Source organism: Alteromonas infernus (genome assembly GCF_902705815.1).
This window is the reverse complement of the sequence record NZ_CACSIG010000005.1, coordinates 23,532-49,792: the sequence shown is the minus strand read 5'-3', so window position 1 is coordinate 49,792 and position 26,261 is coordinate 23,532. Positions and strand designations below refer to the sequence as shown.

At 44.7% G+C, this 26,261-nt stretch carries 14 protein-coding genes and 1 pseudogene; all 15 read left to right on the top strand.

Annotated elements, in window-relative coordinates:
• The first annotated feature begins 1 nt into the window (after position 1).
• The 15 genes and pseudogenes from proQ to uup all read left to right on the top strand — a co-directional run bounded on the left by proQ (position 2) and on the right by uup (position 26,252).
• Positions 2-670 (top strand): RNA chaperone ProQ, encoded by a 669-nt coding sequence (proQ, locus tag ACX5J7_RS01340; RefSeq protein ID WP_012518489.1) that lies wholly within the window; start codon positions 2-4, stop codon positions 668-670.
• Between the two features lie 2 nt (positions 671-672).
• The gene (gene prc, locus ACX5J7_RS01335) at positions 673-2,715 is read left to right on the top strand and encodes a carboxy terminal-processing peptidase (protein ID WP_498705825.1); all 2,043 of its coding nucleotides are present in this window, start codon (positions 673-675) and stop codon (positions 2,713-2,715) included.
• Between the two features lie 82 nt (positions 2,716-2,797).
• On the top strand, positions 2,798-4,132 hold the full coding sequence (locus ACX5J7_RS01330) for a sodium-dependent transporter (RefSeq protein WP_020743615.1): 1,335 nt from the start codon (positions 2,798-2,800) through the stop codon (positions 4,130-4,132).
• 71 nt (positions 4,133-4,203) lie between these two features.
• A complete protein-coding gene (nhaC, locus tag ACX5J7_RS01325) occupies positions 4,204-5,679 on the top strand; it encodes a Na+/H+ antiporter NhaC (protein ID WP_015067262.1) in 1,476 nt (491 codons plus the stop codon).
• 46 nt (positions 5,680-5,725) lie between these two features.
• Positions 5,726-8,335, top strand: coding sequence for an aminopeptidase N (pepN, locus tag ACX5J7_RS01320; RefSeq protein ID WP_498705823.1), 2,610 nt, complete (start codon positions 5,726-5,728; stop codon positions 8,333-8,335).
• Positions 8,322-8,564: a DUF2835 family protein gene (locus ACX5J7_RS01315; protein ID WP_015067264.1), complete on the top strand. Its 243-nt coding sequence runs from the start codon at positions 8,322-8,324 to the stop codon at positions 8,562-8,564. Before pepN ends, ACX5J7_RS01315 begins: the two co-directional genes overlap by 14 nt.
• Positions 8,565-8,900: 336 nt before the next feature.
• Positions 8,901-10,961, top strand: a complete 2,061-nt coding sequence (locus ACX5J7_RS01310) for a DUF1302 domain-containing protein (RefSeq protein WP_278385706.1) — start codon at positions 8,901-8,903, stop codon at positions 10,959-10,961.
• Positions 10,962-10,972: 11 nt separating this feature from the next.
• The gene (locus tag ACX5J7_RS01305; protein ID WP_278385708.1) at positions 10,973-12,340 is read left to right on the top strand and encodes a DUF1329 domain-containing protein; all 1,368 of its coding nucleotides are present in this window, start codon (positions 10,973-10,975) and stop codon (positions 12,338-12,340) included.
• Between the two features lie 79 nt (positions 12,341-12,419).
• Complete coding sequence (locus tag ACX5J7_RS01300; protein ID WP_278385710.1) at positions 12,420-13,466, top strand: WD40/YVTN/BNR-like repeat-containing protein; 1,047 nt, start codon at positions 12,420-12,422, stop codon at positions 13,464-13,466.
• Positions 13,467-13,481: 15 nt separating this feature from the next.
• Positions 13,482-15,802: pseudogene (locus ACX5J7_RS01295) on the top strand (efflux RND transporter permease subunit).
• Positions 15,803-15,998: 196 nt separating this feature from the next.
• On the top strand, positions 15,999-20,837 hold the full coding sequence (locus tag ACX5J7_RS01290; RefSeq protein WP_015067269.1) for an NAD-glutamate dehydrogenase: 4,839 nt from the start codon (positions 15,999-16,001) through the stop codon (positions 20,835-20,837).
• Positions 20,838-20,906: 69 nt separating this feature from the next.
• Positions 20,907-21,914: a quinone-dependent dihydroorotate dehydrogenase gene (pyrD, locus tag ACX5J7_RS01285; protein WP_015067270.1), complete on the top strand. Its 1,008-nt coding sequence runs from the start codon at positions 20,907-20,909 to the stop codon at positions 21,912-21,914.
• Between the two features lie 71 nt (positions 21,915-21,985).
• Entirely contained in the window at positions 21,986-24,085 is a 2,100-nt protein-coding gene (gene rlmKL / locus ACX5J7_RS01280) for a bifunctional 23S rRNA (guanine(2069)-N(7))-methyltransferase RlmK/23S rRNA (guanine(2445)-N(2))-methyltransferase RlmL (RefSeq protein WP_498705820.1), read from the top strand.
• Positions 24,082-24,315, top strand: a complete 234-nt coding sequence (locus tag ACX5J7_RS01275; protein ID WP_020743623.1) for a glutaredoxin family protein — start codon at positions 24,082-24,084, stop codon at positions 24,313-24,315. The genes rlmKL and ACX5J7_RS01275 overlap by 4 nt, the downstream gene beginning before the upstream one ends.
• Positions 24,312-26,252 carry an ATP-binding cassette ATPase Uup gene (gene uup / locus ACX5J7_RS01270; RefSeq protein ID WP_012518500.1) on the top strand — a complete coding sequence of 647 codons (1,941 nt, stop codon included), beginning with the start codon at positions 24,312-24,314 and terminating at the stop codon, positions 26,250-26,252. Before ACX5J7_RS01275 ends, uup begins: the two co-directional genes overlap by 4 nt.
• The last annotated feature ends 9 nt before the right edge of the window (positions 26,253-26,261 follow it).

Below are 26,261 nucleotides of genomic sequence, written 5' to 3'. Positions count from 1 at the left end.
AATGGAATCACCAGAGAAGTTTACCAATAGTAAGGAAGTAATAGCTTTCCTTGCAGAGACCTTTCCGAAATGTTTTAGCATTGAAGGCGAGGCCCGCCCACTCAAGATCGGTATTTTTCAAGATCTTGCCGAACGTTTAGAAGAAGATGAACGCGTAAGTAAAACATTACTTCGTTCAACGCTTCGCCATTACACCAACAGCTGGCGTTATTTGTACAGCATCAAAGAAGGTGCTAATCGCGTGGACTTAGACGGCGTAGAAGGCGATGCTATTGAAAAAGAGCATGCAGACCACGCTAAACAACAGCTAGATGAAAGCAAAGCTAAAGCTGCCGAAAAGCGCAAAGCTAAGCTAGCTCAACAGCCCAAGCGCAAAGATAAACGTCAATTTAACCGTCCAAAAGGTGAAAAATCTGCAAATTCGGACCATGCTGATACTAAGCGCGGAACTAAACCGAAAAATAACAGACCAAACACAACACCACCTGCGAAATTGACAGATAGCGATTTACAACAAGGTACGCAAGTTACCGTTAAATTAGGTAAAGCACCTATGCCAGCAGTAATCACCGAAGTTGCTAAAGATGGTATTCACGTTCAACTAGACTCAGGCATGGTAGTTAAAGTAAACGCAGACGCTTTACGTTTGGCACGCTCCAAGAGGTCGTAAATATGAGAGACATCCTTCGAATTTCCATCGCCAGTGCTTTTCTTACCGTTGGGGTAGGAGCAGGTGCTGTTACGTCAACACCAGAAGTAGACGAGCTTCCTATTTTGCAGCAGGAATCTCAGCACAGTGTTGCGGCTAAGCGAGTAAGCGCACTCTTCACTAGGGCGCATTACAAGGAAATCGCGTTGGATGACGTCCTCTCGGCACGAGTTTATCAGCGCTTTATCGATTCGTTAGATCACAATAAGCAAGTTTTACTGTTATCTGACGTTGTGAGTTTTGAAAAATATCGCACGCTATTCGATGATGCGCTGAGTAAAGGCAACCTGTCAGTCGCTTATGACATGTACAATGTAAGCGCAAAACGCCGTATAGAACGCTATGAATTCGCGTTAGACTTATTAGAAAAAGGGCCGTTCGACTTCGAAAAAGAAGGAGACAAGTTCTTTTATGACAGAGAAGACGCTGAGTGGCCGGCGAATAAAGCCGAGCTAGATGAAACTTGGCGTCAACGTGTTAAATACGATGCGCTGAATCTTATTCTTGCTGACAAGACATGGGAAGAAGCGAAAGCGCTTCTAACTAAACGCTATACACGTGCCATTAAACGTACAAAGCAAGCAAAAAGCGAAGACGTTTTCCAAACGGCAATGAACGCTTTTGCACGCACAATTGAAGCGCACACAAGTTATTTATCTCCCCGCAATGCCGAACGTTTCCAGATGGACATGAACTTGTCTTTCGAAGGAATAGGCGCGGTGTTACAAAGTGAAGACGACTACACCGTTATTAAAAGTGTTGTTCCAGGCGGTCCTGCCGATGAGTCAGGTGCAATTAAGCCGGAAGACAAAATTGTTGGTGTAGCGCAAGACGATGAAGAATTCGTCGATGTTATCGGCTGGCGTTTGGACGAAGTGGTTGAGCTTATAAAAGGGCCAAAAGGTAGTACGGTTCGTCTTCAAGTCGAAAAAGGGGCGACCGAGTCGAAAACCACGTCAGTTGTAAGCCTTACCCGCGATAAGATCAAACTTGAAGATCGGGCTGCTAAGTCTGAGGTTTATGTCCCTGAAACAGGCCCTCACGCAGATGAGCCCCTTGGCGTTATTACTATCCCAAGTTTTTACAACAACCTAAGCATGGATGTTGCAAAAGAAATTGAAAGCTTAAAAGCACAAAATGTTAAAGGGGTAATTGTTGATTTACGCGGTAATGGCGGCGGGTCACTTACCGAAGCTACACTGCTAACAGGTCTATTCATTGAAAAAGGGCCAGTGGTTCAAATTCGTTATGGCCAAAGTAAGGTTAGCGTAAACCGCGATACCGATGGTGAAGTTGCGTACGACGGTCCGTTAACTGTACTTGTCGATAGATACAGCGCCTCTGCGTCGGAAATATTTGCAGCTGCCATGCAAGACTACAACAGAGCATTAATCGTCGGTGAACAAACCTTTGGTAAGGGCACGGTGCAACAACATCGCGGCTTAGGCAAAATTTACGACCTGTACGATAATCCATTAGGTAGTGTTCAATTTACTATTGCTAAGTTCTATCGCATTGATGGCGGAAGCACGCAGCACAAAGGTGTAATTCCAGATATCCTTTATCCATCTGCCGTAGAACCTGCAGAGTGGGGAGAGAGTCAGGCTGAAAATGCATTGCCGTGGGATAGCATTAATCGTGCAAATTACACTACCTTTGCTGATGGCACCGCGGCGCTAGATGTGCTGACTGCTAAACACAATAAGCGTATTATGCAAGATCCTGAATTTTCTTATATTCATGAAGACATCAAGGAATATAAAGAAAATAAAGACAAGGATTTTATTTCATTAGTTAAGTCTGAACGTGAAGCAGAGAAAAAAGAAGCGGAAGAAAAGTCGCTTGCTCGTGCTAACGAACGTTTACAGCGTATGGGAATGGAAACGGTCTCAACATTGGACGACCTACCTGAAGATATGGAAGAATTAGACCCATTCTTAGATGAAGCGGCCAATATAACTTTCGATATGATTGAAACAGGCCGTTACGCAATAACAAGAAACTAAATGATTAGAAGAAAGGGCTGGTCTAGGGCCAGCCCTTTTTTTGTGTCTATAAATTATTAAAACAATAATAAAGGGAAATAACATGGCTATCAGAGGCGAATTTTCCTCTAGAATTGGGTTCGTGCTAGCAGCGGCAGGCTCGGCAGTTGGACTCGGCAATATCTGGGGTTTTCCCACCAAGGTAGCGAGCAACGGTGGTGCAGCGTTTGTCCTCGTCTACTTACTTCTCGCATTCGTACTTGCATACCCCGTTCTAATGGCTGAGCTTATAATAGGGCGCAGCTCACGTTCTAACATGGTTGATGCCTTAGGCAAAATATCCGGTAACTTCATTGGTAGAGCGACTGGTATATGGGGCTGTATTACGGTTTCACTTATTCTCGCTTTTTATGCCATTGTTGGCGGTTGGATGCTGGTTTACTTCGCTGACTCGGCAGTCAATATAGTCGGGCTATCTAGCGCAAGTGACTGGCTGCTTACCTCTTCGGTTACGCGTAACATTTTATTTTGCTTTCTTTTCATGAGCTTAACCGCATTTATTGTTGTGGGTGGGGTAAAAGCAGGTATAGAGAAGTGGTCGGTTCGACTAATGCCCACCTTGGTTATTCTCATTCTTGCGTTGATTGTATATGTAAGTTTGCAACCCGGTGCTTCAGAAGGCTGGGCGGCCTATTTAGTGCCCGACTTTTCACGCGTGTTAGACCCAGAGTTACTTATCAACGCCATGGGGCAGGCGTTCTTTTCCATGTCCTTAGGCGTGGGCACTATGTTGGTTTACGGCTCGTATTTAAGCAAAAAAGAAAACTTACCCACCATTGGTGCATCTGTAGCCTTGGTTGATATTGGCGTGGCAGTTATTGCAGGTATGCTAATTATTCCCGCTATGTACGTCGCTTTAAATAACGGTGTGGAAATCTTTACGCCAGAAGGTGCGTTAATTCAAGGTGACTCACTTATTTTCAAGGTACTGCCTGCCTTATTCGAAACCATTGGCACTGTCGGTCTGTTTGTAGCCTTTACGTTTTTTGCACTCATGGCCATTGCTGCGGTCACGTCGTCAATATCGATGCTAGAAGTCCCGGTCGCCTATATGGTGGAAAGCAAAGGCTTAAAACGCAAAAAAGCCGTGTTGCTGATGGCCACCATTATATTCATTTTGAGCTGCGTCATTATTCTTAATTTTGAATTGCTGTTTGGCTTTGTTATTGCGCTTACCACCGAGTACAGCCAACCCTTACTAGGGTTAGCGCTTTGCATATTTGCAGGGTGGGTATGGAGACGAGACGCAATATTAGAAGAACTAAAGCAAGGCGATCAGTTTGCTGAGCACAGCATCTTTTGGAAAATCTGGCCGTGGTATGTGCGCTTTGTTTGCCCAGTAATCATAGCGTTGATGTTCTATCGCTCGGTGTTTTAACCCTCGGTGTACAATGAATTCAACACGCGTAGCCCGTTGTAAATACAATAATAAGGTTTTTAAAAACGACAATGACGAATAAAGAATTAAAAACGCCGTCACTTCTCGATGCACTTCTTCCTATACTTGCTCTTATAGTAATGATGGGAAGCGCAGTGTACCTTTTCGCTGATAACTCGTCTTACGGCCCGAACCAAATTGCACTTCTTCTCGCTATGGGTTTAGCTGCTATTATTGGCATGAAAAATGGCTATAGCTGGAAAACGATAGAAAAGGGCATTGTTGACGGTATTTCTATGTCCCTAGGTGCCTGCTTAATTCTTCTTGCTGTTGGGTCACTTATCGGTACTTGGATGCTAGCAGGTACGGTTCCAACCCTAATATATTTTGGTTTAGAGTTACTTAACCCCTCTTTTTTCTATGCCGCAGCATGTTTAATTTGTGCCGTTGTAGCGATGAGTATTGGAAGTTCTTGGACTACCGCAGCTACCGTCGGTGTCGCGCTAATGGGCGTATCCGCAGGTATGGAAATGTCAGCGGCGATAACCGCAGGCGCAGTGGTTTCTGGTGCGTATTTCGGCGACAAGATTTCTCCGTTGTCAGAAACAACAAACTTAGCACCCGCAGTAGCTGGAACCGATTTGTTTGAACATATTCGCTATATGCTTTGGACTACTATCCCAAGCTTTGTTATCGCGCTTATTTTATTTACCATCTTAGGATTCAGTGAAGTAGGCGAAGCTAAGGCAGAGCGCATTGAACAAATGCAGCAGCTTTTAAATGCCTCCTTCGACCTAGGTTGGCACCTGCTTATTCCGTTGGTTGTATTGCTTACACTTGCCATTAAAAAAATGCCTGCGTTTCCTGCGGTATTTATCGGTGCGCTGTTAGGCGGTGTTTGGGCAGTGGTATTTCAGTGGGATGTAGTAATGTCTATGGCAAGCAGCGACGACTCAGCCAATGTTGGCGCACTAAAAGTCGTGTGGACGGCGCTTTTTGACGGCGTAATCTTTTCTACACCCGACGAGAACTTAAATAGCTTGCTGTCTCGCGGTGGTATGTCATCCATGCTTAATACTATTTGGCTAATCATTTGCGCAATGTCTTTTGGCGCAGTACTTGAACGGGTTGGCCTACTTAAACGCGCGGTATCTGCTATTTTACTTGGCGCAAAATCGGCGGGCGATATGGTCAGCCGTACTATTCTTACTTGTTTTGGTACAAACCTTGTTACTGCTGACCAGTATATATCTATTGTTATGCCAGGGCGTATGTACAAAGAAGAGTTTAAAAAGCGTGGTTTAGATCAACTCAACTTGTCTCGTAGCCTTGAAGATGGCGGCACGCTTACCTCTCCACTTATTCCATGGAACACGTGTGGTGCTTATATGCACAGCGTATTGCTTGTGAATCCGTTTGACTACGTGTTTTATGCTTTCTTTAACGTTATCAATCCGATCCTTGCTATTATCTATGCGTATTTAGGTATTAAGATTTTACGAATCACACCACCTACGGTTGAAGTAAACAGTAAAGAAACCGTTTAAAAAAACGTTCCATTACATCCACGTAGGCTTTCTTTTAGGAGGATCTATGTCAGTTCAAGCTAAACGCCGGGCGGATTATCAGCCGCCCGCTTTTTCAATAGCGACAGTTGACCTACACATTACGCTTCACCCAACCGAAACTAAGGTTGTTAGTACCCTTGCCATCGCGCGTAACGGCGCGCACAACGCTCCCTTAGTGCTAGATGGGGACGGACTAGAGCTTAATGCCATAGCCGTTAATGGCGAAGCTTTATCTGAAGAATTTTACACCCTTGGTGACAATACGCTAAGTATTAACAGTGAACTCGATACGTTTGAGTTAGTCATTACGACAACTATTGCTCCTGAGCACAATAAAGCACTCGAGGGCTTGTACCTTTCAGGCGGCGCATATTGCACACAATGTGAAGCTGAAGGCTTTCGTCGTATTACGTATTTTATGGACCGCCCAGACGTCTTGTCAGTTTATACGGTTACTGTAGTAGCTGATAAATCTATTCCTATGCTGCTAGCCAACGGTAACCCAGTTGACAAAGGAGATATTGACGCGAGCAGCCACTTTGTTAAATGGCACGACCCCCACCCAAAACCTTGTTACCTTTTTGCGCTTGTTGCCGGTGATTTTGATTTACTTACCGATAGTTATACGACAAGCAGTGGTAAAGAAGTCGCCCTTGAGCTTTATGTTGATAAAGGTAAAAAGTCTCAAGGAGTGTTCGCCTTAGAATCATTGAAACGGGCGATGAAGTGGGATGAAGACGTCTTTGGCCTAGAATACGACCTTGATATCTACATGATAGTGGCCGTCGACTTCTTTAATATGGGGGCAATGGAGAACAAAGGGCTTAATGTTTTTAATAGCAAATTTGTTCTGGCCGACCAAGAAAGCGCGACAGACGATGATTTTTTCAATGTAGAATCTGTGATTGCACACGAATACTTCCATAATTGGACAGGCAACCGCGTCACCTGCAGAGATTGGTTTCAGCTAAGTCTTAAAGAGGGGCTAACGGTATTTAGAGACCAGCAGTTCAGTGCTGATATGACATCAGCGCTTAGTAATCGCATTAAACATGTGCGGGTCATGCGAGAGCACCAATTTGCTGAAGACGCCAGCGCAATGAGTCATCCTATCCGCCCCGAAGAAGTGATTGAAATGAATAACTTCTATACGGTTACGGTATACGATAAAGGCGCTGAGGTGATCCGTATGTTCCATACGCTTTTAGGCCCAGATGGCTTTAGGCGTGGAATGGATGAGTACTTTAAACGCCATGATGGGCAAGCGGTAACATGTGACGACTTTATTTCAGCTATGCAGTCTGCTACCGATTTAGATTTAACCCAGTTTGCACGTTGGTACAGTCAGTCCGGAACACCGGTTATCTCTGTCGAGCACAAAATTCAAAACGATGACAATGATGACGTTATCCATACGTTTACCTTGTCACAACATACGCCCGCCACGTCTGATCAAAGTGAAAAGGAATCGCTGTATATTCCGGTAAACATTGAAATTATTGATGATGAAGGAAATACATACACTGATAATGAGTCGATGATTCAAAATGGCATGGTAATTTTGAATGCGCCCTCGATGAGTTTTACCGTAAATGCCGAAAATGCTTCATTAACGCCTGTGGTGTTGGGTAATTTTTCTGCGCCGGCTAAAGTGGAAAACCCACTTGATACAGCATCACTGCTCACTATCTTTGAGTATGCCAAAGACCCGTTTAATCGTTGGGATGCAATGCAGACCCTATACGACCGCTGTATTAAACAGATTGAAGATGCACCAGGCAGTGCGATTAGCAATGATATTTGGGAAGGCATCAAGCAAGCAATTGCACAAGAGCAAAGTAATCTTGAGTTGTTAGGTGAGTGCTTAGTTATCCCGTCATTTGAAACCTTGTGTCAAAGCCGCAGTAACATTAACGTTTCTGCACTTTCGAAAGCGCGAAAAGCATTTTGTGATCAATTTGCACAAGCGCTTGAGCAAGAATTATTGCAAGTATTTAACAACATAGATGCAGCATCATACAGTTACACGCAAGACGCAGTAAACCAACGTCGCTGCAAGAATGTGGTGCTTGCACACTTAGCACGGTTACCTCAACATGAAGGCGCTGTTGTCGCGCAGTTTGATGCTGCAGATAACATGACCGATACACTAGGGGCTCTAAGAAGCGCTCAACATTGTAATTCCGCGACATTTGATACCCTAATGGCACGATTTGAAGCAACGTGGAATCACGACCCACTGGTATTAGACAAGTGGTTTGCGCTTCACGCTACGCAAAATCGTGACGAGATTTTTGCCACTATTACCATGCTTTGTGAACACCCGCAGTTCGCAATGAGTAACCCGAATCGCGTACGTTCTGTTATTGGAAGTTTTGCTTTTTATAACAGCGAAAGGTTCCATGCATTAGATGGCAGTGGGTATAAGTTTGTTACCGACTATTTGCTTAAGCTCGATGCAGTTAACCCGCAAGTAGCAGCGCGAATTGTAACACCACTAACGCAGTGGCAAGGGTTTGCAAACGAACATCAAGTATTGATGAAACAGCAGCTTGGGCGTTTATTAAATCATAAAGGCTTAAGTAAAGACGTGTTCGAAAAAGTAAGTAAAAGCCTTGCTTATGACAAGCATTAGCCCGACTGACGCTGTCTTTTACTTTTCAATAAACGCACCTTACAAACAATGTGAGGTGCTGTATGCCCCAACTATGCCTGATGTTGTTATGGTTAGCGAGTCAGGCCTTAGTGTACAAGTACCTACAAACCGGCTTCGCCAGTTTGTAACATCACAGGGTATAAAGGGCCGTTTCAGGATGGTCGTTGATATCAATAAAAAAATTAAATCTTTTGAAAGGCTCGCGTAGGGCCTTTGAACTTATGCTGCACGTCGTTTTCATTTCACAACCTCTCTCGTGCAGCTTCCTTGTTTAGGTTAGTTAAGCTCACATATCGCTCACACCCCTGAAAAGCGCATTAAATACAAAATCACAACAAATCTGTACATTTTTCCTGCGAGATTATAAATGCCTTTTATACTCACAATAAAGCAATAACTATTTGATACGACTAATGTTGTAAATTTTGTTAACTGGTAGGATTAGTTCTTGCGGTTATGGCAAAATGATGTAATGATTTTGTTAATCGTTATGGTTGGTCATGATGTCACGTATTAAGTCACATCGACTTGGGAGTATAAAAATATGAAAAATGGGCCTAGCGCTTTTAAGATATCACCGGTAGCAGCGGGAGTTCTCTCACTGTTAGGTGCTGCTGCAGTACCTGTACACGCTGCAAATTGGCAGGTAGGTGATGTGAGTATATCTTTAGATTCAACATTTACCTTAGCTACTAGCATTCGAACTGAAGCACGAGATTACGACCTTATCGGTAACAGTAACCACCCTCAGTTCGATTGGAGCGGTTATCACGCAGCATTCAATCCTTTATACCCAAGTGGCGATGTGTGGGGTTTAGCCGATGGTGCTTATTCTACTAATGGTGACCTTGGTAACCTTGCACACGATCCAGGTGACGCGTTTGCAACGCAAATTTCAGGTACACATGAATTAGATATTAACTTCGGTGACTACGGTTTCTTCGCAAGGGGTTTCTGGTTCTATGATTTTGAGCAAATGGATGGTGATCGTCCATATTCTAACCCAATAACTGGCAACCAATACGACCTGTGTCAAGATCCAGAGGCGGAAGACCTTTTATGTACAGACGTTCGTTTGTACGATGCTTTCTTCTATGGCGATTGGTGGATTGGCGACAAGCCACTTACCCTTCGTGTTGGCCGCCAAGTAATCAGCTGGGGTGAGAGTACTTTCATTCAGCATGGTATTAACACGACCAACCCTGTGGATGTAACGCGTGCTCGTGCACCAGGTGCCGAACTTAAAGAAGTATTCTTACCGGTAGGTATGGTTTATGCGTCTTTGGGCCTTACCGATACGGTGAGTATTTCAGGTTATTATCAATATGAGTGGCAACGCAGCTGGCTCCCTGTGTCGGGCAGCTACTTCGCGGGTAACGACTTTGCAGGTGAGGGCGGTCAACGCCAGAATATTCAATTAGGTTTTAGTGGTAACCCTGATATTGACCTAGATCATTTATTGACTGCATTGAATGGTTACGGTGATTTATTACGTTCAGGCGCTGATGCTGCAGATATATCTCAGGCTTATCTCGCTTATCCGACAAAAGTTGCCATTCGTGGCTTCTCGGATGATGCGCATAATGATGCAGACGACCAAGGTCAATATGGCTTGCGCTTGACGTGGTTCGCTGAGAATTTGAATGAAACAGAATTTAGTTTCTATCACATTAACTATCACAGCCAGCGCCCGCTTATTTCAGGTAAAACATCAGACTTTACTGCTGAAGGTATCGGGGCAGACCTAGCGTTCCTAGCCACTAACACGGTTACTCGAGATAACATTACAGAGTTGGGTGCGTTCACGCAGTCTGAATTCTACTATCCAGAAGACATCAAACTTTACGGTATGAGCTTTAACACCAACATTGGTACTACGGCTCTTGCTGGTGAATTTGCCTATCGCGTAGATGAACCACTTCAAATAGATGATGTAGAGTTACTTTACATGGGTATGCCTGAACAGTTAGCTAACGCAGGTCTACGTCCAGATCTTGAGGGAATCTCTCAGCTAAATAACATTGGTAGAGCGGTTGGCCCAGGTGAAACTGCAGAGGGTTTCCTTTTCTCTGATACATGGCAAATGCAGTTCACCGCGTCACATGTATTTGGTCCTAAATTTGGCTCTGACAATTTCGTGCTTCTAGGTGAAGTAGGTTATGTAAACGTTGTTGATATGCCAGACCCAGACGTAATTCGTTTGAACGCACCGGGTACTGCTCGCACACCGTCACTTGAACCAATTAACGGAAACTCACGTGAAGGCTTACATCAAGGTCTTTCAGACGGCCCTGAAACTAACCCATTTGCGACAGACGACGCGTGGGGCTATCGCTTATTGGCGGTTGCTGATTACAACTCAATATTTGCTGGTATGAACCTTCGCGTTCGCGGTACTTTCTCTCATGACGTTGAGGGTACTACGCCAGATCCATTATTCCTTTTCACAGAAGATGTTAAGTCTGCTGCACTTTCTTTCACGTTCGACTATTTAAGTAAATGGTCTGCAACGGCGTCTTACAGTGCGTTCTGGGGCGGCATTGGTACAACTAATGCGCTATCTGACAGAGACTTCATTTCATTTAACATCAAATACGCAATCTAAGAGTGGTTTTTATGATTAGAAAAGTAGGAATTATCGCTGCGGCCTTGTCACTGGCTTTATCTGGTGCAAGCGCTATGGCTAAAGTGTCTGAAGCAGACGCAAACAAATTGGGTAACGAACTTACGCCGCTTGGCGCAGAAAAAGCGGGTAATGCTGATGGCAGTATCCCTGCTTGGACTGGCGGTATTACCTCAGCACCGGCTGGTTACACAGTAGGTGATCATCACCCTGACCCATACCCAGAAGATAAGGTGCTTTTTGAGATAACCGCACAAAACTACAAAGAGTATGCGGACTTCTTATCTGAAGGCCAGAAAAAACTGTTTGAAGCGTATCCAGAAACGTTCCGCATGCCGGTTTACCCAACCCGTCGTTCTGCGTCGAACCCTCAGGCGATTTATGATGCAACTAAGGTAAACGCAACACGCGCTGAATTGCTTGACGATGGTAACGGCATTAAGGGTGCAGTATTGGGTATTCCATTCCCTGTACCACAAAATGGCTTAGAAGCGATATGGAACCATATTCTTCGCTATCGCGGCGAAGCCGTACAACGTAACGGCGGACAAGCAGCAGTAACTACTGGCGGCGACTATAACGTTATTGGTTTTGATGAGCAGTTGCTTATTAAATATGCAGAAGAAGACGCGACGCCAGAGAAGCTTACAGAAGACAACATTTTGTTTATGTTTAAGCAAAAGGTAACTAAACCAGCACGTTTGGCAGGGACAGCGTTGCTTGTACACGAAACGGTTGACCAAGTTAAAGAGCCGCGTAAAGCGTGGACGTATAACACCGGTCAGCGTCGTGTTCGCCTAGCACCTAATATCGCCTACGACACGCCAGGAACAGCGGCTGATGGCCTACGTACTACCGATGATTTTGATATGTTTAACGGCTCTCCAAACCGTTATGACTGGAACCTCGTTGGTAAGAAAGAAATGTATGTAGCGTATAATAACTATGCACTGCATTCAGATAGTGCTTCTTACGAAGATATTCTAAAGCCAAATCACGTTAACCCAGACCTTACACGTTGGGAAAAACACCGTGTATGGGTTGTTGAAGCAACGCTGAAAGAAGGTTTCCGTCACATTTATCAAAAACGTGTATTCTTCATTGATGAAGATAGCTGGCAAATTCAAGTTGCTGATATGTATGATAATCGTGGCGAACTCTATCGAGTTGGTGTAGCTTATGGTGTGAACTACTATGAAGTTCCTACACAGTGGTCAACGCTAGATGCGTATTACGATTTGAACTCTCGTCGTTACTTAGCCATTGGCCTTGATAACGAAGAGCAGATGTACGACTTCACCGTACGCCCCCGAGACGTAGAATTTACGCCTCAGGCGTTACGACGAGAAGGTATGCGCTAATCGCCTTACACAACAAACGGTTGGCAATTGCCAACCGTTTTTGTATGCAGACAATTATAAATAGGGGGAATGGTTAATTATGAAAAAAACCATTACAGCGTGCATTGCCGCCACATTCGCAGTTAATTACTCTACAGCTGCACTTGCCGAAGAAGCATTCATGGCACCATTGGTTGAGCAATCGGTTCTTTTGGACATAGACGCTGATTCATTTGTCGTTATTGTCGGTGAACGCGGTCACGTATTAGTGTCAGAAGATGGTAAGGCGTTTAATCAAAAAGCCGTACCAACTCAATCAACGCTTACAGCAACTACGGTTGTTGGCGAAAATATTTGGGCAGTAGGTCACGACGCTGTCATTCTTCACTCTTCAGATAAGGGCGAAACCTGGGAGATACAAAATTATCAACCTGATCTTCAACGCCCGTTTTTAGATGTATTTTTCTTTGATGATAAGCAAGGTATCGCTACAGGTGCCTATGGCCTGTTTTATCGTACTTTAGACGGTGGGAAGACGTGGGCTGCGGAGCGTCATGCCAGCCTGCTTGACCCCATGGATCAAGAATATCTCGAAGAGGTTCGCAAAGAAGACGAGGCGTTTTATCAACAAGAACTTGAATCTATATTACCCCACCTTAATCGCGTTACCCTTGACGGTGATACGCTTTACCTTGCGGGCGAAGCAGGTTTGCTTGCCAAAAGTACCGATATGGGACAGTCGTGGGAGCGCTATTTTGTTGATTACACAGGGTCATTCTTCGATATTAAACCGTTAGATGAAAACACCGTTTTGGCGGTGGGCCTTCGCGGGAACATTTTTGTAAATAAAAACCAAGGTGAATGGGAGTACGTTCAGACCTGTTCAACCAGTACGCTTAACTCAATTCTTATTGGCTCTGAGTCGAAGGTTTATGCTTTAGGTAACAACGGAATGATGGTTAGCGCACAGCGCCCACTTCCAACTAGCATGCGTGACCCTTATGCCAACCCTTCGGATTGCAAAGCTGACGATGGCATTGTCGTATCTCAGATTAAAGATAAAGCCGCGCTTTTAAATGCCACACAGTTTAACGGTACAAGCATTGCTGTTACCGCAAATGGCATTAAAACGTTGAATTTAAAATAGGGCAGTATAAGAACAATGACCCATTTCCTTGAAAAATTAGTGTTTGGTAACCGAAAGATTGTGGTGGCGTTATTCACCATTGCGACGGTTTTTCTAGGTTACCAAGCCTCACAAATGCGCCTAGACGCAGGTTTTGAAAAAAACATTCCGCTAAATCACGAATACATGAAAACCTATATTGAGCATCGCCAAGATTTTGGTGGGGCAAATAATATTCTAGTATCCGTGTGTGATAAAAACGACAATATCTATAATCAAAACTTCTTCGATACCCTTAAGAATGTTCACGATCAGTTGTTTTTTATTAATGGTGTTAACCGTTCTCTGGTTATTTCTCTTTTTTCTCCGTCAACCCGCTTTACCGAGATTGTAGAGGGCGGATTTGCTGGCGGGCCTGTAATTCCGGCTGATTTCAATTCATCTAATCCCGAAGCCCTAGAGCTTGTTGCAGCAAACGTTGAGAAGGCCAATATTGTTGGTCGACAAGTTTCAAGCGATTACAGCTGCGCCATGGTGACAGCCCAACTGCTTGATATTGACCCTCAAACCGGTGAGCCGCTAGACACCCTAGCACTGGCAGCAGAGCTTGAAGAGCAACTTCGCGGTCAATACGAAAACGATAACACTTCTATTCATATTATCGGCTTCGCGAAAATGATTGGCGATGTGGCCGATGGCGCTAAAGATGTACTTCTATTCTTCGCCATTGCTATCGCTATCACAGCGGTTATGGTGTATTTCTTCTCGCGAAGCCTCATGCTTACCGTATTACCATTGGTTTGTTCAATTATTGCTGTTATTTGGCAGCTGGGACTTTTGACATCCATTGGTTTTGGCATGGACCCTATGTCAATTCTGGTACCTTTCCTTGTATTTGCTATCGGTGTAAGTCACGGCGTTCAAATGATTAACGCTGTAGAAAAGCAAGCAGTGACTGGTATTGGTGCGAAGCGAGCGTCTATGGCTGCATTTAGAAACCTTTTAGTTCCAGGCGGTATCGCCTTGCTATCTGATACTGTAGGCTTTATGACGCTACTGGTTATTGATATTGGTATCATTCGCGAGCTAGCCATAACAGCAAGTATGGGTGTTGCGGTAATTATACTTACCAATCTTTTATTACTTCCTGTCCTTATGAGTTTCTTAAAGCTAGACCAGAAGTATGTAGAGAAATTTGCTGGTAAGGAAAACGCCAATTCAAAATTTTGGGAAGTAATTGCTGCGTGTTCGCGTAAAAAGCCGGCGGCAATCATCTTAATTGTCACCGCTATCTTATTTGTATTCGGGCACTTCCAAGCGCAGAATATGAAAATAGGGGACTTGCATGCTGGTGCACCTGCACTTCATGAGACGTCGCGATACAACCAAGACACTTTCCTTATTACCGACAAGTACGAAGTTACGGTCGATTACATTTCCATTTTGGTAGAAACTACGCCAGAGGCATGTACATCGCATAGCGTGATGAAGGCCATGGATGACTTCCAGTGGAAAATGGAAAACGTACAAGGTGTTCAATCGGCAGTATCGTTGGCCTCGGTAGCGAAAATTGTAAATGCAGGTTACAACGAAGGTAACGTCAAGTGGCAAGTCATTCCGCGCAACCAGCAAACCTTAGTTCAAGCTATTTCTCGTGTTCCAACATCATCAGGTCTATTAAACGGCGACTGCTCGGTCATGCCTATAATCCTGTTTATGGAAGATCATAAAGCTGAAACGATTTCTCGCGTCGTTGACGCCGTTAAGTCATATCGCGCTGAATACCAAAGTGACGATATGAAGTTTAGCTTAGCGTCTGGCCCAGTCGGGGGGTAATGGCCGCAACTAATGAAGCAGTGAGTGCAGCGCAAGACCCAATGATGCTTTACGTGTTCGGTGCGGTAATTGCGCTATGTCTTATTAGTTTCCGCTCAATCAGAGCGACCTTAGTAGTGGTTATCCCACTTTACGTGGTGTCAGTATTGGCCCAAGCACTGATGACATACCTTCAAATTGGCCTCACCGTTTCTACGTTACCAGTTATCGCACTTGGCGTGGGCATCGGAGTGGACTATGGTATTTATATACTCTCTACGAAGAGCTTAATGTTGAAGAAAGGTGCGACGGTTCAAGAAGCTTATTTCGCCGCACTTAAAGAGCGTGGAAGCGCTGTTTTATTTACCGGTATTACGCTAGCAATAGGCGTGAGCACATGGGTGTTCTCATCACTTAAGTTCCAGATGGATATGGGTATACTGCTTACATTTATGTTCGTAGTAAACATGCTTGGGGCAATAATTGTACTGCCCGCACTTGCAAGATTCCTATGGTGGAATAAGAACGACCCCGGTGCATAAATTATTTTTGCATAGCTAAGCAGAAAAAAGGGCCGTTAGGCCCTTTTTTTTGGGTCTTTTTTGCATAGTTATCTATGCTGTTAATATAAGGTTAAAAATGGGCTTTCATTAGCGCCATTTATTAGAGAAAATAGTTTGGTACTCGGTACTTATACCAAGTCGGATTGGTATTACGACATTCAAAAAAGGTTAACAAATGACAGTCACCTCACAGCGACACTCAGTACTGCTAGACAATGTATTTGCACTTATCGACAAGAAAGTAGATACCAAGCAGAAGTCTCTTGTGCAGCAATTCGGACGTCTGTTGTATAAAAACATATCAAGCGATGACTTAGAAAATCGCAACGACAGCGACCTGTATGGTGCAACACTTAGTTTATGGAACGGACTAGCAAAGTTCGATAATACATCGCCTTATATTCGCGTTTTTAATCCAGAAATAGCAAAGCATGGATGGCACTCTAGTCATACGATTGTTGAAATTATCGTTTCGGATATGCCATTTTTAGTTGATTCTGTGCGTATGTTGCTGAACCGACTAAATATTACCGCTCATTTATTTCTTCATAGCCCCATTGGCATCAAGCGAGACAACTCAAACAAAGTCGAAGCGTTTGCAGAGCCGGGGAAGACTATTAATGGCGCGAGAAAAGAAACCGTTCTGTTTATTGAAATTGATACACAAACGTCGAAAAAAGACATTGATGCATTAACGCAAGAGCTTTATTCAGTGGTTGATGAAGTGTCTCTAGCCGTCAAAGACTGGCAGGGAATGACTAACACACTACAAGAAGTGATAAAAAAGAGCGCTACGTTTAATTGGCCTGTTTCTGCAGACGCGAAAAAGCAGACGAAAGCGTATTTAGAGTGGCTGGGCGACCATAACTTCACCATGATGGGCTATCGTTATTACGACGTTAAAGCTATTGAAGGTGATCATAGATGGATACCGCAAAACGATACTAGCCTTGGGTTGCTAAAAAACTCGATTAATGACCGAGAACGTTTGTTGTCTCGCTTGCCTGCTTCAGCAAGAGCCGAAGCTCTTAGCAAGAATCCGTTAATTCTAACTAAAACCAATTCACGCGCTCGCGTACACCGACCTGCCTACATGGATTACGTGGGTGTTAAAGAGTTTAATAAAGATGGTCAAGTTGTGGGAGAGCATCGTTTCCTAGGTTTGTATTCGGCTTCTTTTTACAATAATAGCGTTACCCAACTACCTATTCTTCGAGAGAAAATTAAGCGAATCTGTGAGCTCTCAGGTTTTGAACCAGGTACCCATGCCTACAAGGCCTTCGCAAACATTATTGAGACGTATCCTCGTGATGAGCTTCTTCAAACGCCGGCAGAAGAACTTGCTCAAATTGTAATGGGCATCTTTCAGATGCAAGAGCGCGGTATTTCTCGTCTGTTTATTCGAAAAGATACATTTGGCCGCTTTTTCTCATGCATGGTTTTTGTTCCAAGAGAGCGCTACAACACTGAGCTAAGAAAAGAAACACAAGCGCTTTTAAAAGCGTCCTTAGGTGCAGCAGAGGAAGTGGAATTTACTACTTTCTTCTCAGAGTCTGTATATGCCCGTACGCACTATATTGCGAGAGTCAACGACAACAACGCGGAATTCGATGTGAAGGAAATAGAGCAAAACATTATTGAGTTGACCAAAACGTGGAACGACAGACTAGCGTCAGCAATTTCAGCCGCCCACGGTGAGGCGTCAGGCAAAGCGCTAGAACGCAAGTATAACAACGCGTTCTCTCGAAGCTACATGGAACACAACCTTCCATCGGCTGCACTGGTTGATATCGGCAAACTTGAGACCCTTGACGACAACCATACCCTTGATATGTTGTTCTATCGTCCGCAAGAAGAAGGCGCCGACAGTCAGGTGGTTAAGCTTAAGCTTTTCCATCGCGCAGAGCCTATTCACTTATCAGACGTTTTGCCTATGCTTGAGAATTTTGGGTTACGCGTAATCGACGAGAGCCCATATAAAATCACATGTTCAGAAGGTGAGCGTAATTGGGTCATGGACTTCACCATGCTGCACAAAAGCGGCCAGCATTTTGACATGGAAAAGGCGCAAGTCCTGTTCCAAGACGCGTTTGCAAAGGTGTGGTACAAAACGTTAGAAGACGACGCATTCAACCGCCTTATTTTAGGCGCGAACATGACGGGGCGTAAGGTAACCGTATTGCGCGCTTATGCTAAGTACATGCGTCAAACCGGTAGCTCCTTCAGTCGTGACTATATTGCTAATACGTTAGCTAATTACCCAGACATTGCCCGTTTACTGGTGGACTTTTTCGACCAGCGCTTCAATCCGAAGAAAAAGCGTAGTGAGAAAAAAGAAGAGGCACTTTTAGACACCATCAAGGCACAACTAGACAACGTTAGTAACTTAGATGACGACCGTATAATTCGTCGTTACCTTGATATGATGTCTGCCACTTTGCGCACGAACTTCTATCAGAATGATGAAGCAGGCGATGAGAAATCTTATGTCTCATTTAAGATGATGCCTGAACTTATTCCTGAAATGCCGCTGCCTTTACCGAAATTTGAAATTTTTGTTTACAGCCCGCGGGTTGAAGGTGTGCACCTTCGAGGCGGTAAAGTTGCACGCGGTGGCCTGCGCTGGTCAGACCGTCAAGAAGACTTCAGAACCGAAGTACTAGGCCTGGTAAAAGCACAGCAAGTTAAAAATACGGTTATCGTACCGGTTGGCGCAAAAGGTGGGTTCGTCTGTAAGAATCTACCTGTAGGCCAAGGGCGCGAGGCTATTCAAGCAGAAGGTCAAGCGTGTTATCGCATCTTTATCACCAGCTTACTGGATATTACCGATAACATTGTTAACGGTGAAATTGTTCCACCTAAAGATGTAGTTCGCCTTGACGATGACGACCCTTACTTGGTGGTTGCGGCCGACAAAGGAACGGCTACGTTCTCTGATATTGCTAACGGTATCGCAGAAGACTTTGGCTTTTGGTTAGGTGATGCGTTTGCCTCTGGTGGTAGCATTGGGTACGACCATAAGAAAATGGGTATCACTGCTCGTGGCGGCTGGGAATCAGTTAAACGCCACTTTAGAGAGATTGGCATAGACTGCCAGACCACTGATTTCACCTGCGCGGGTGTGGGTGATATGGCGGGCGATGTGTTTGGCAACGGTATGCTGCTTTCAGAGCATACCCGTTTGATTGCTGCATTTAACCACATGCACATTTTCTTCGATCCCAACCCGGATGCAGCTGCGAGTTACAAAGAACGCCAACGCCTGTTCGAAAACCCACGCCTTAGCTGGGAAGACTACGATAGCAAGCTGATATCGAAAGGGGGCGGTGTATTTAGTCGTGCGTCAAAATCTATAAAACTAACGCCTGAAATGAAAAAGTGGTTAGGCACACGTCAGTTAACGATGACCCCTAATGAACTTATTCATAACATTCTAAAGATGCCAGTAGATCTTCTTTGGAATGGCGGTATTGGTACCTACATTAAGAGCAAAAAAGAATCGCATTCTGAAGTAGGCGATCGCGCCAACGACGACTTACGCGTTAATGGCCGCGATGTTCAAGCGAAAATTGTAGGCGAGGGTGGTAACCTTGGCCTAACCCAATTAGGTCGAATTGAATATGCCGCAAACGGCGGTCGTGTTAATACCGACTTTATTGACAACGTAGGTGGCGTCGACTGCTCAGATAACGAAGTAAATATTAAAATATTGCTTAATAGTTTGGTTAACGACGGTGAGCTAACCCTTAAGCAGCGCAATAAGTTGCTTTACGATATGACCGACGATGTTAGCGAAATTGTACTTAAAGATTGCTATCGCCAAACCCAGTCTATCTCCATTACCGAGCTAGCTGGCGTTAAGCAGCTAAAAGAGCAACTTCGCTTCATCCACGGCTTAGAGCGCGAAGGCCAGTTAAACCGCGAACTAGAGTTTATTCCAAGTGATGATGAAATATCAGACCGCGTGGCGACCGATCAAGGTTTGACGCGCCCCGAGCTGAGCGTTTTGATTGCTTACGGAAAAATGGTGCTTAAAGACGCACTCAATATTCCTGAAATTACTGACAATGCTTACCACGGCAAGCTATTAGTAGAAGCGTTCCCCAAAATACTGCGTGAGAAGTTCGCTACACACATGCAGCAACACCCGCTTCGAAGCGAAATCATTGCAACGAAATTAACCAACAATATGGTTAATGACATGGGCCTTAACTTTGTATTTAGAATGCAAGAAGAAACGGGTGCCAGCGTCAGCGAAATTGCCAATGCCTACGCTATTGTGCACGGTATCTTCAACATGAAGACCTTGTGGGCGCGTATAGAAGAATTAGACAATGCAATTCCAGCAAAACTTCAGCTTAAAATGCTAGATGAAGCGCGCAGAATAATGCGTCGCGCGTCGCGTTGGTACATTCGACACGGCAATAAGTCGCAAAGTATCGAAGAGGCAATTGAAAGCTATCGCGGCACCTTTGATATTCTTTCTAAGAATTTGCAGCACTATTTAGTGGAAAGTGAGTACAAACAGCTTGAAGCTGCCACCCAACAATATATTGATAAGGGTGTGCCACAAGATATCGCCTATCAAGTGGCGAGCTTCTCGAATATGTTCTCTAGTTTCGACCTGGCTCAAATTGTGGAAGCAGACAAGCACGATACGGATGTTGTTGCTAAGCTTTATTATCAACTGGGCTCTCGTTTAGAACTGCATTGGTTCTTAGATCAGATTAACAATCAGGCTGTAAGTAACCATTGGCAAGCGTTAGCACGTGCCTCATATCGAGAAGAGCTTGATTGGCAACAGCGCTCTATCGCCGCTAACTTATTAGCATCACGTGGGGATATAAGCGACGCTGATCAAATTTTAGATGAATGGATTGAAAGCAATCAGGTACTACTTAAGCGCTGGTATCACATGATGTCAGAGTTTAAGACCAGTACGACACACGAATTTGCGAAATTTTCTGTCGCTTTACGTGAATTGATGCTTTTAAGCGTGAAGTCTAACCATTAGAATAGGCGCACCTTAAAGATATAAGCCCTGTTTAGCAGGGCTTTTTTTTAGCGAGCGATCGAAACCACCATGCAATCCCTAGTGCAAAAATTTCTACTTCAGTGTGAGCCTGAAAAAAGTCACGATTTCACCATTAACTGGTTAAACAAGACCCAACATACACCGCTGAAATGGATTTACAGCGCACCCACAGTCAAAAAGCCTGTCACTGTGGCTGGCATGACATTCGATAACCCGATTGGCCTTGCTGCTGGTCTGGATAAAAACGGGGACTGTATTGACGCATTTGCAAGTATGGGTTTTGGTTTCGTTGAAATTGGTACGGTTACACCACGGCCGCAGCCGGGTAATCCGAAGCCTCGTTTGTTTAGAATTCCTGAAAAACACGCCATTATTAACCGCATGGGGTTTAATAATAAAGGTGTCGATCATCTTATCGAGCAAGTTAAAAAAGCGCAGTTTAAGGGCCCGATTGGCATTAACATAGGTAAGAACAAAGACACTGAAGAGGCCAATGCCCTCGATGATTACCTGATTTGTTTAAACAAGGTTTATCCCTATGCCAGTTATGTAACCATCAATATCTCCTCGCCAAATACACCGGGGCTTAGAAACCTTCAATACGGTGAAGCGCTAGATAAGTTACTTGTCGGCCTTAAAGCTGCACAAGAAACCCTTACACAAACGCACAGTAAATATGTGCCGCTTTTTATTAAAATAGCACCAGATTTAAGTGACGTAGAAATTGAAAGCATTGCTGCTTCACTTATAAACAGTAAGATGGATGGCGTTATTGCAACGAACACCACTTTATCGCGAGATGCAGTACAAGGCCTGAAACACGCCGATGAAATGGGTGGCCTAAGCGGCTCGGTCATGACAGATATGAGCCTAGAGGTGACGCGTAAGCTAAATAAAGCGTTAGATCGCGCTATTCCTATAATTGGTGTAGGCGGTATAGACTCCCCAAAGGCGGCGCAGGCACGTCTAGATGCGGGGGCTTCGCTTGTTCAGGTTTACTCGGCTTTTATTTATCAAGGCCCGTCACTCGTTAAACGCATCGTAAACGCGTTATAATACCCCCGAAACCAATTTCTCATGTACGTGTTTATATGATTTAAGCACGTACATAAACTACAGGTACATGAATGAATACTATTCTGGTTACGACCAGTCGCGGTCTTGACGAACTATTAAAACAAGAAGTGCTAACTCTTTGTCCAGACGCTCAGATAAAGCAAGGACCAGGCACTATACAGTTTGAAGGTAGTAAGGAAGACGCTTACAAACTTTGTTTGTGGTCGCGTTTAGCAAATCGCGTGATCTGGGTGTTAGCATCGGGCAAAGCGGGTGATGCTGAAGCACTTTATAACACAGCAATGGGTATCGACTGGCAAATGCAGATGGATTCACGTCATACGTTATCTGTACAGTTTATTGGAACCAACTTCGCTATCAAAAATACCCAATTTGGTGCGGTTCGCGTAAAAGACGCCATTGTTGACTCTTTCGTTGAGCAAGGTCTGCCTCGCCCGTCGGTAGAGCGAAAAACGCCAGATATCTCGGTTTACGCAAGGCTACATCGCGATAACGTGATTTTAGGCATTGATTTAGCTGGAGCAAGTTTGCACCAGCGCGCTTACAGGCAGGAAACTGGTGATGCACCGCTCAAAGAGCATATCGCAAGCGCGATGCTAATGCGAAGTGGCTGGACTGAAAATACCGATGCGCCCCTGGTCGATTTAATGTGCGGGTCGGGAACCATTGCTATAGAAGCCGCCTACATTGCCCGCAATATTGCGCCGGGCATCAAGCGCTCATACTGGGGTTTTACTAAGTGGCTTGGTCATGAAGCGACGTTGTGGGATAGCCTACTTGAAGATGCAATTTCGGTGCAAAAGCCAAGCTGTGGTGGCGGTATATACGCCGGTGATTTTAGCCGCAAAATGGTGGCCATTGCCAAAGCAAATGCCGATTTTGCAGGCGTATTCAACGATATTTCTTTTTCTCAGCAAGACGCTACGAAATCGTCTCCACCTGTGGCTACAAGAGGCTATGTGGTGTCTAACCCACCATACGGCGAGCGTTTAGGTGAATTAACGTCGCTCATCCCGCTTTTTAGCGATTGGGGTAAGCGCTTTAAAGAAGCCTGGAAAGGCTGGCATGTATCGCTGCTTAGCAGCAACCGTGACTTGCTACGGGTGTTGAAGCTTCGCGCAACCAAAGACTATGCCATGAATAACGGTAAGTTAGAATGTCGCTTAGCTAACTATGTGTTAGATGAACAAAACACCGTTCAATTTAGTGAAGATGCGGGCAATCACGAATTTGCCAACCGTTTAAAGAAAAACCTGAAACGCATGAAAGGCTGGGTCAAGAGCGCCAATACTAACTGCTATCGCATATACGATGCCGACTTACCTGATTACAATGTAGCGGTGGATAGGTATGGCGACTGGTTGGTCGTACAAGAATACGCTCCGCCGAAAACGGTATCTGAAGACAAGGCCCGTAAACGCCTTCAGGAAGTGTTACTTCACCTGCCAGCCGTAACCGGCGTTTCGCCTAAAAATATTGCGCTAAAAGTACGTGCTCAGCAAAAGGGCACCAATCAGTACGAGAAATTTAATCAATCTGGCGAAATGATGGAAGTGTTCGAAAATGACGCACGTTTTCTCGTAAACCTAACCGACTACTTAGATACCGGGCTTTTCCTGGACCATCGAAACACACGCCAAAAGGTAAAAGCCTTATCTCAAGGTAAAGACGTGCTGAACCTGTTTTCTTATACGGGGAGCGTATCAGTGTTTGCGGCTATGGGTGGCGCAAAATCAGTTACCACGGTAGATATGTCTAACACCTACCTGGATTGGGCGAAAAAGAATGTCGCGCTTAATAAACTAAGCGGTCCTCATGCCTTTATCCAGGCTGATTGCACAACATGGCTTGGTACGCATAAAGGCAAATACGATTTGATTTTTATCGACCCACCGTCGTTTTCAAATTCAAAGCGCATGCAAAATACGTGGGATGTGCAGCGTGACCATGTGAAAATGCTCACCGACGCTAAGGCCTGCTTAAAAGAGCAGGGGACAATCATTTTCTCTAACAACAAGCGCGGTTTTAGGCTTGATGAAACTGCGGTTAAAGCACTTGGTTTACAGGTAGAAAATATTACCAAGGAAACCATACCCGAAGACTTTGCTCGTAAGGGCAAAATTCACCAGTGCTGGGTGTTGCGTTCATGAAGATATACTTCTATACCGGTCCGCAGTGCAGTTTATGTGATTTAGCCGATATCGAACTTGCGCGCACATCCAGGTTTTCTTCGCTTACCATAGAGAAAGTGAACATTCGAAATAGCACCGAACTGTATCATTTGTACGGTGCGCGTATTCCCGTGTTGAAGCGTGATGATAATAATAAAGAAATTGGTTGGCCATTTTCCGCCGCCGATTTAGAGGAGTTTCTTCAGTGAGCATTTTGCAGTTAAAAAACATCACTGTCATTTATGGAAATCCGCCGCTTTTAGACGGCGTTGAACTTGTCGTGCAGCCAAAAGAGCGGGTTTGTCTAGTTGGCCGAAATGGCAGCGGCAAATCTACCCTGATGAAAGTTATTGCCGGTGATGTTATCGCCGACGATGGGCAACGCATCATCGAAAATAACACGGTCATCGCTCGATTAGAGCAGGACCCGCCGCAAACCACAGACGTCACCTTGTTTGACTATGTCGCCGAAGGGCTATCAGATGTAGGTGAAACCTTAAAAGACTACTTTCACCAAACCCGAATTGTGGGTGAGGACCCAAGCGAAGCAAATTTAAACAAGCTTCAGCGTTTGCAGGAACAATTAGAGGCAAGAGACGCGTGGCAGTTTGAGCAGCAAATTGAGCAAACGCTAACAATGCTGAAACTGGACCCAGAAATTTCGTTATCTACGCTATCTGGGGGATGGCGCAGAAAAGCAGCCCTCGCGAGAGCCCTTGTTCGCCAGCCAGACTTATTGCTGTTAGATGAACCAACAAACCATCTTGATATCGAAATGATACGCTGGCTTGAGACAAGCCTGAGTAACTATCAAGGTGCGATAGTATTTGTGAGCCACGACCGTGCATTTATTCGTGCAATGGCTACACGCATTGTGGACCTCGATAGAGGTACGGTAACCAGCTACCCCGGCAACTATGAAACCTACTTAGAGAAAAAGCAGCACGACCTCGATGTTGAAGCCTCTCAAAATGCGGAATTCGATAAAAAGCTAGCACAAGAAGAGGTATGGATCCGTCAAGGTATCAAAGCGCGCCGAACACGTAATGAAGGCCGGGTACGTGCCCTCAAAAAGTTACGAGAAGAACGCAGAGCGCGGCGTGCGGTACAAGGGAATGCTGTGGTTAATCAGCACCAAGGGGCTCGCTCTGGAAAGATGGTGTTTGAGGTTAAAGATTTAAGCTACAGCATTGAAGGTAAACCTATCGTCAAAGGCTTAAATTTAAATGTACTTCGTGGCGACAAGTTGGCGTTAATTGGCCCTAACGGTAGTGGTAAGAGTACGCTAATAAAACTGCTTTTAGGCGAGTTACAACCGGATTCGGGTAATTGTAAGCAAGGCACAAATTTGGAAGTTGCTTATTTCGATCAGCATCGTCACGGTTTAGACTTAGAAAAATCAGTGATTGACGCCGTGGGTGATGGCAAGCGCGACCTTATGGTTAACGGCCATCCCCGTCATGTAATTAGCTACCTGCAAGATTACCTATTTACGCCAGAACGCGTAAATGCGCCTGTGAAGTCACTTTCAGGCGGAGAGAAGAACCGCTTAATGTTAGCGAAACTCATGCTGAAGCCCAGTAATGTACTGGTGCTCGATGAACCAACTAACGACCTTGACGTTGAAACCTTGGAAATGCTCGAAACCTTACTGAACGAGTATGCCGGTACCGTGCTTTTAGTGAGCCACGATAGGGAATTTGTTGATAACGTTGCTAACAGTAGCGTGGTATTTGAAGGCAACGGTTTGTTAAGGGAATTCATTGGGGGTTTCACTGACGTAGAAAACTGGTATAAAGAGCAACAAGAAAAACGTCAGCAAATTGAAAAGGACGAAAAAGCCAAGGTAAAGAATGAAACTAATTCAGGTTCACATAGTCCTAGTGCTAAGTCTTCTCCACGTAAGACGAAAAAGCTATCATACAAAGATCAGCGTGAACTCGAGTCTTTACCTAAAGCGTTAGAAGCGCTAGAGGAAGAGCTAGAGGTCATGCAAGAAAAAGTCAACGATCCCGACTTTTTTAAACAAGACAGCGATACCACTGCCAAGGCATTAGCCGAACTGGCGGAAAAAGAAGAATTACTTTCCCAGAAATATGCGCGCTGGGATGAACTAGAAAGTATGCTGGAAGATAATCAGCAGTAAATAGGATTT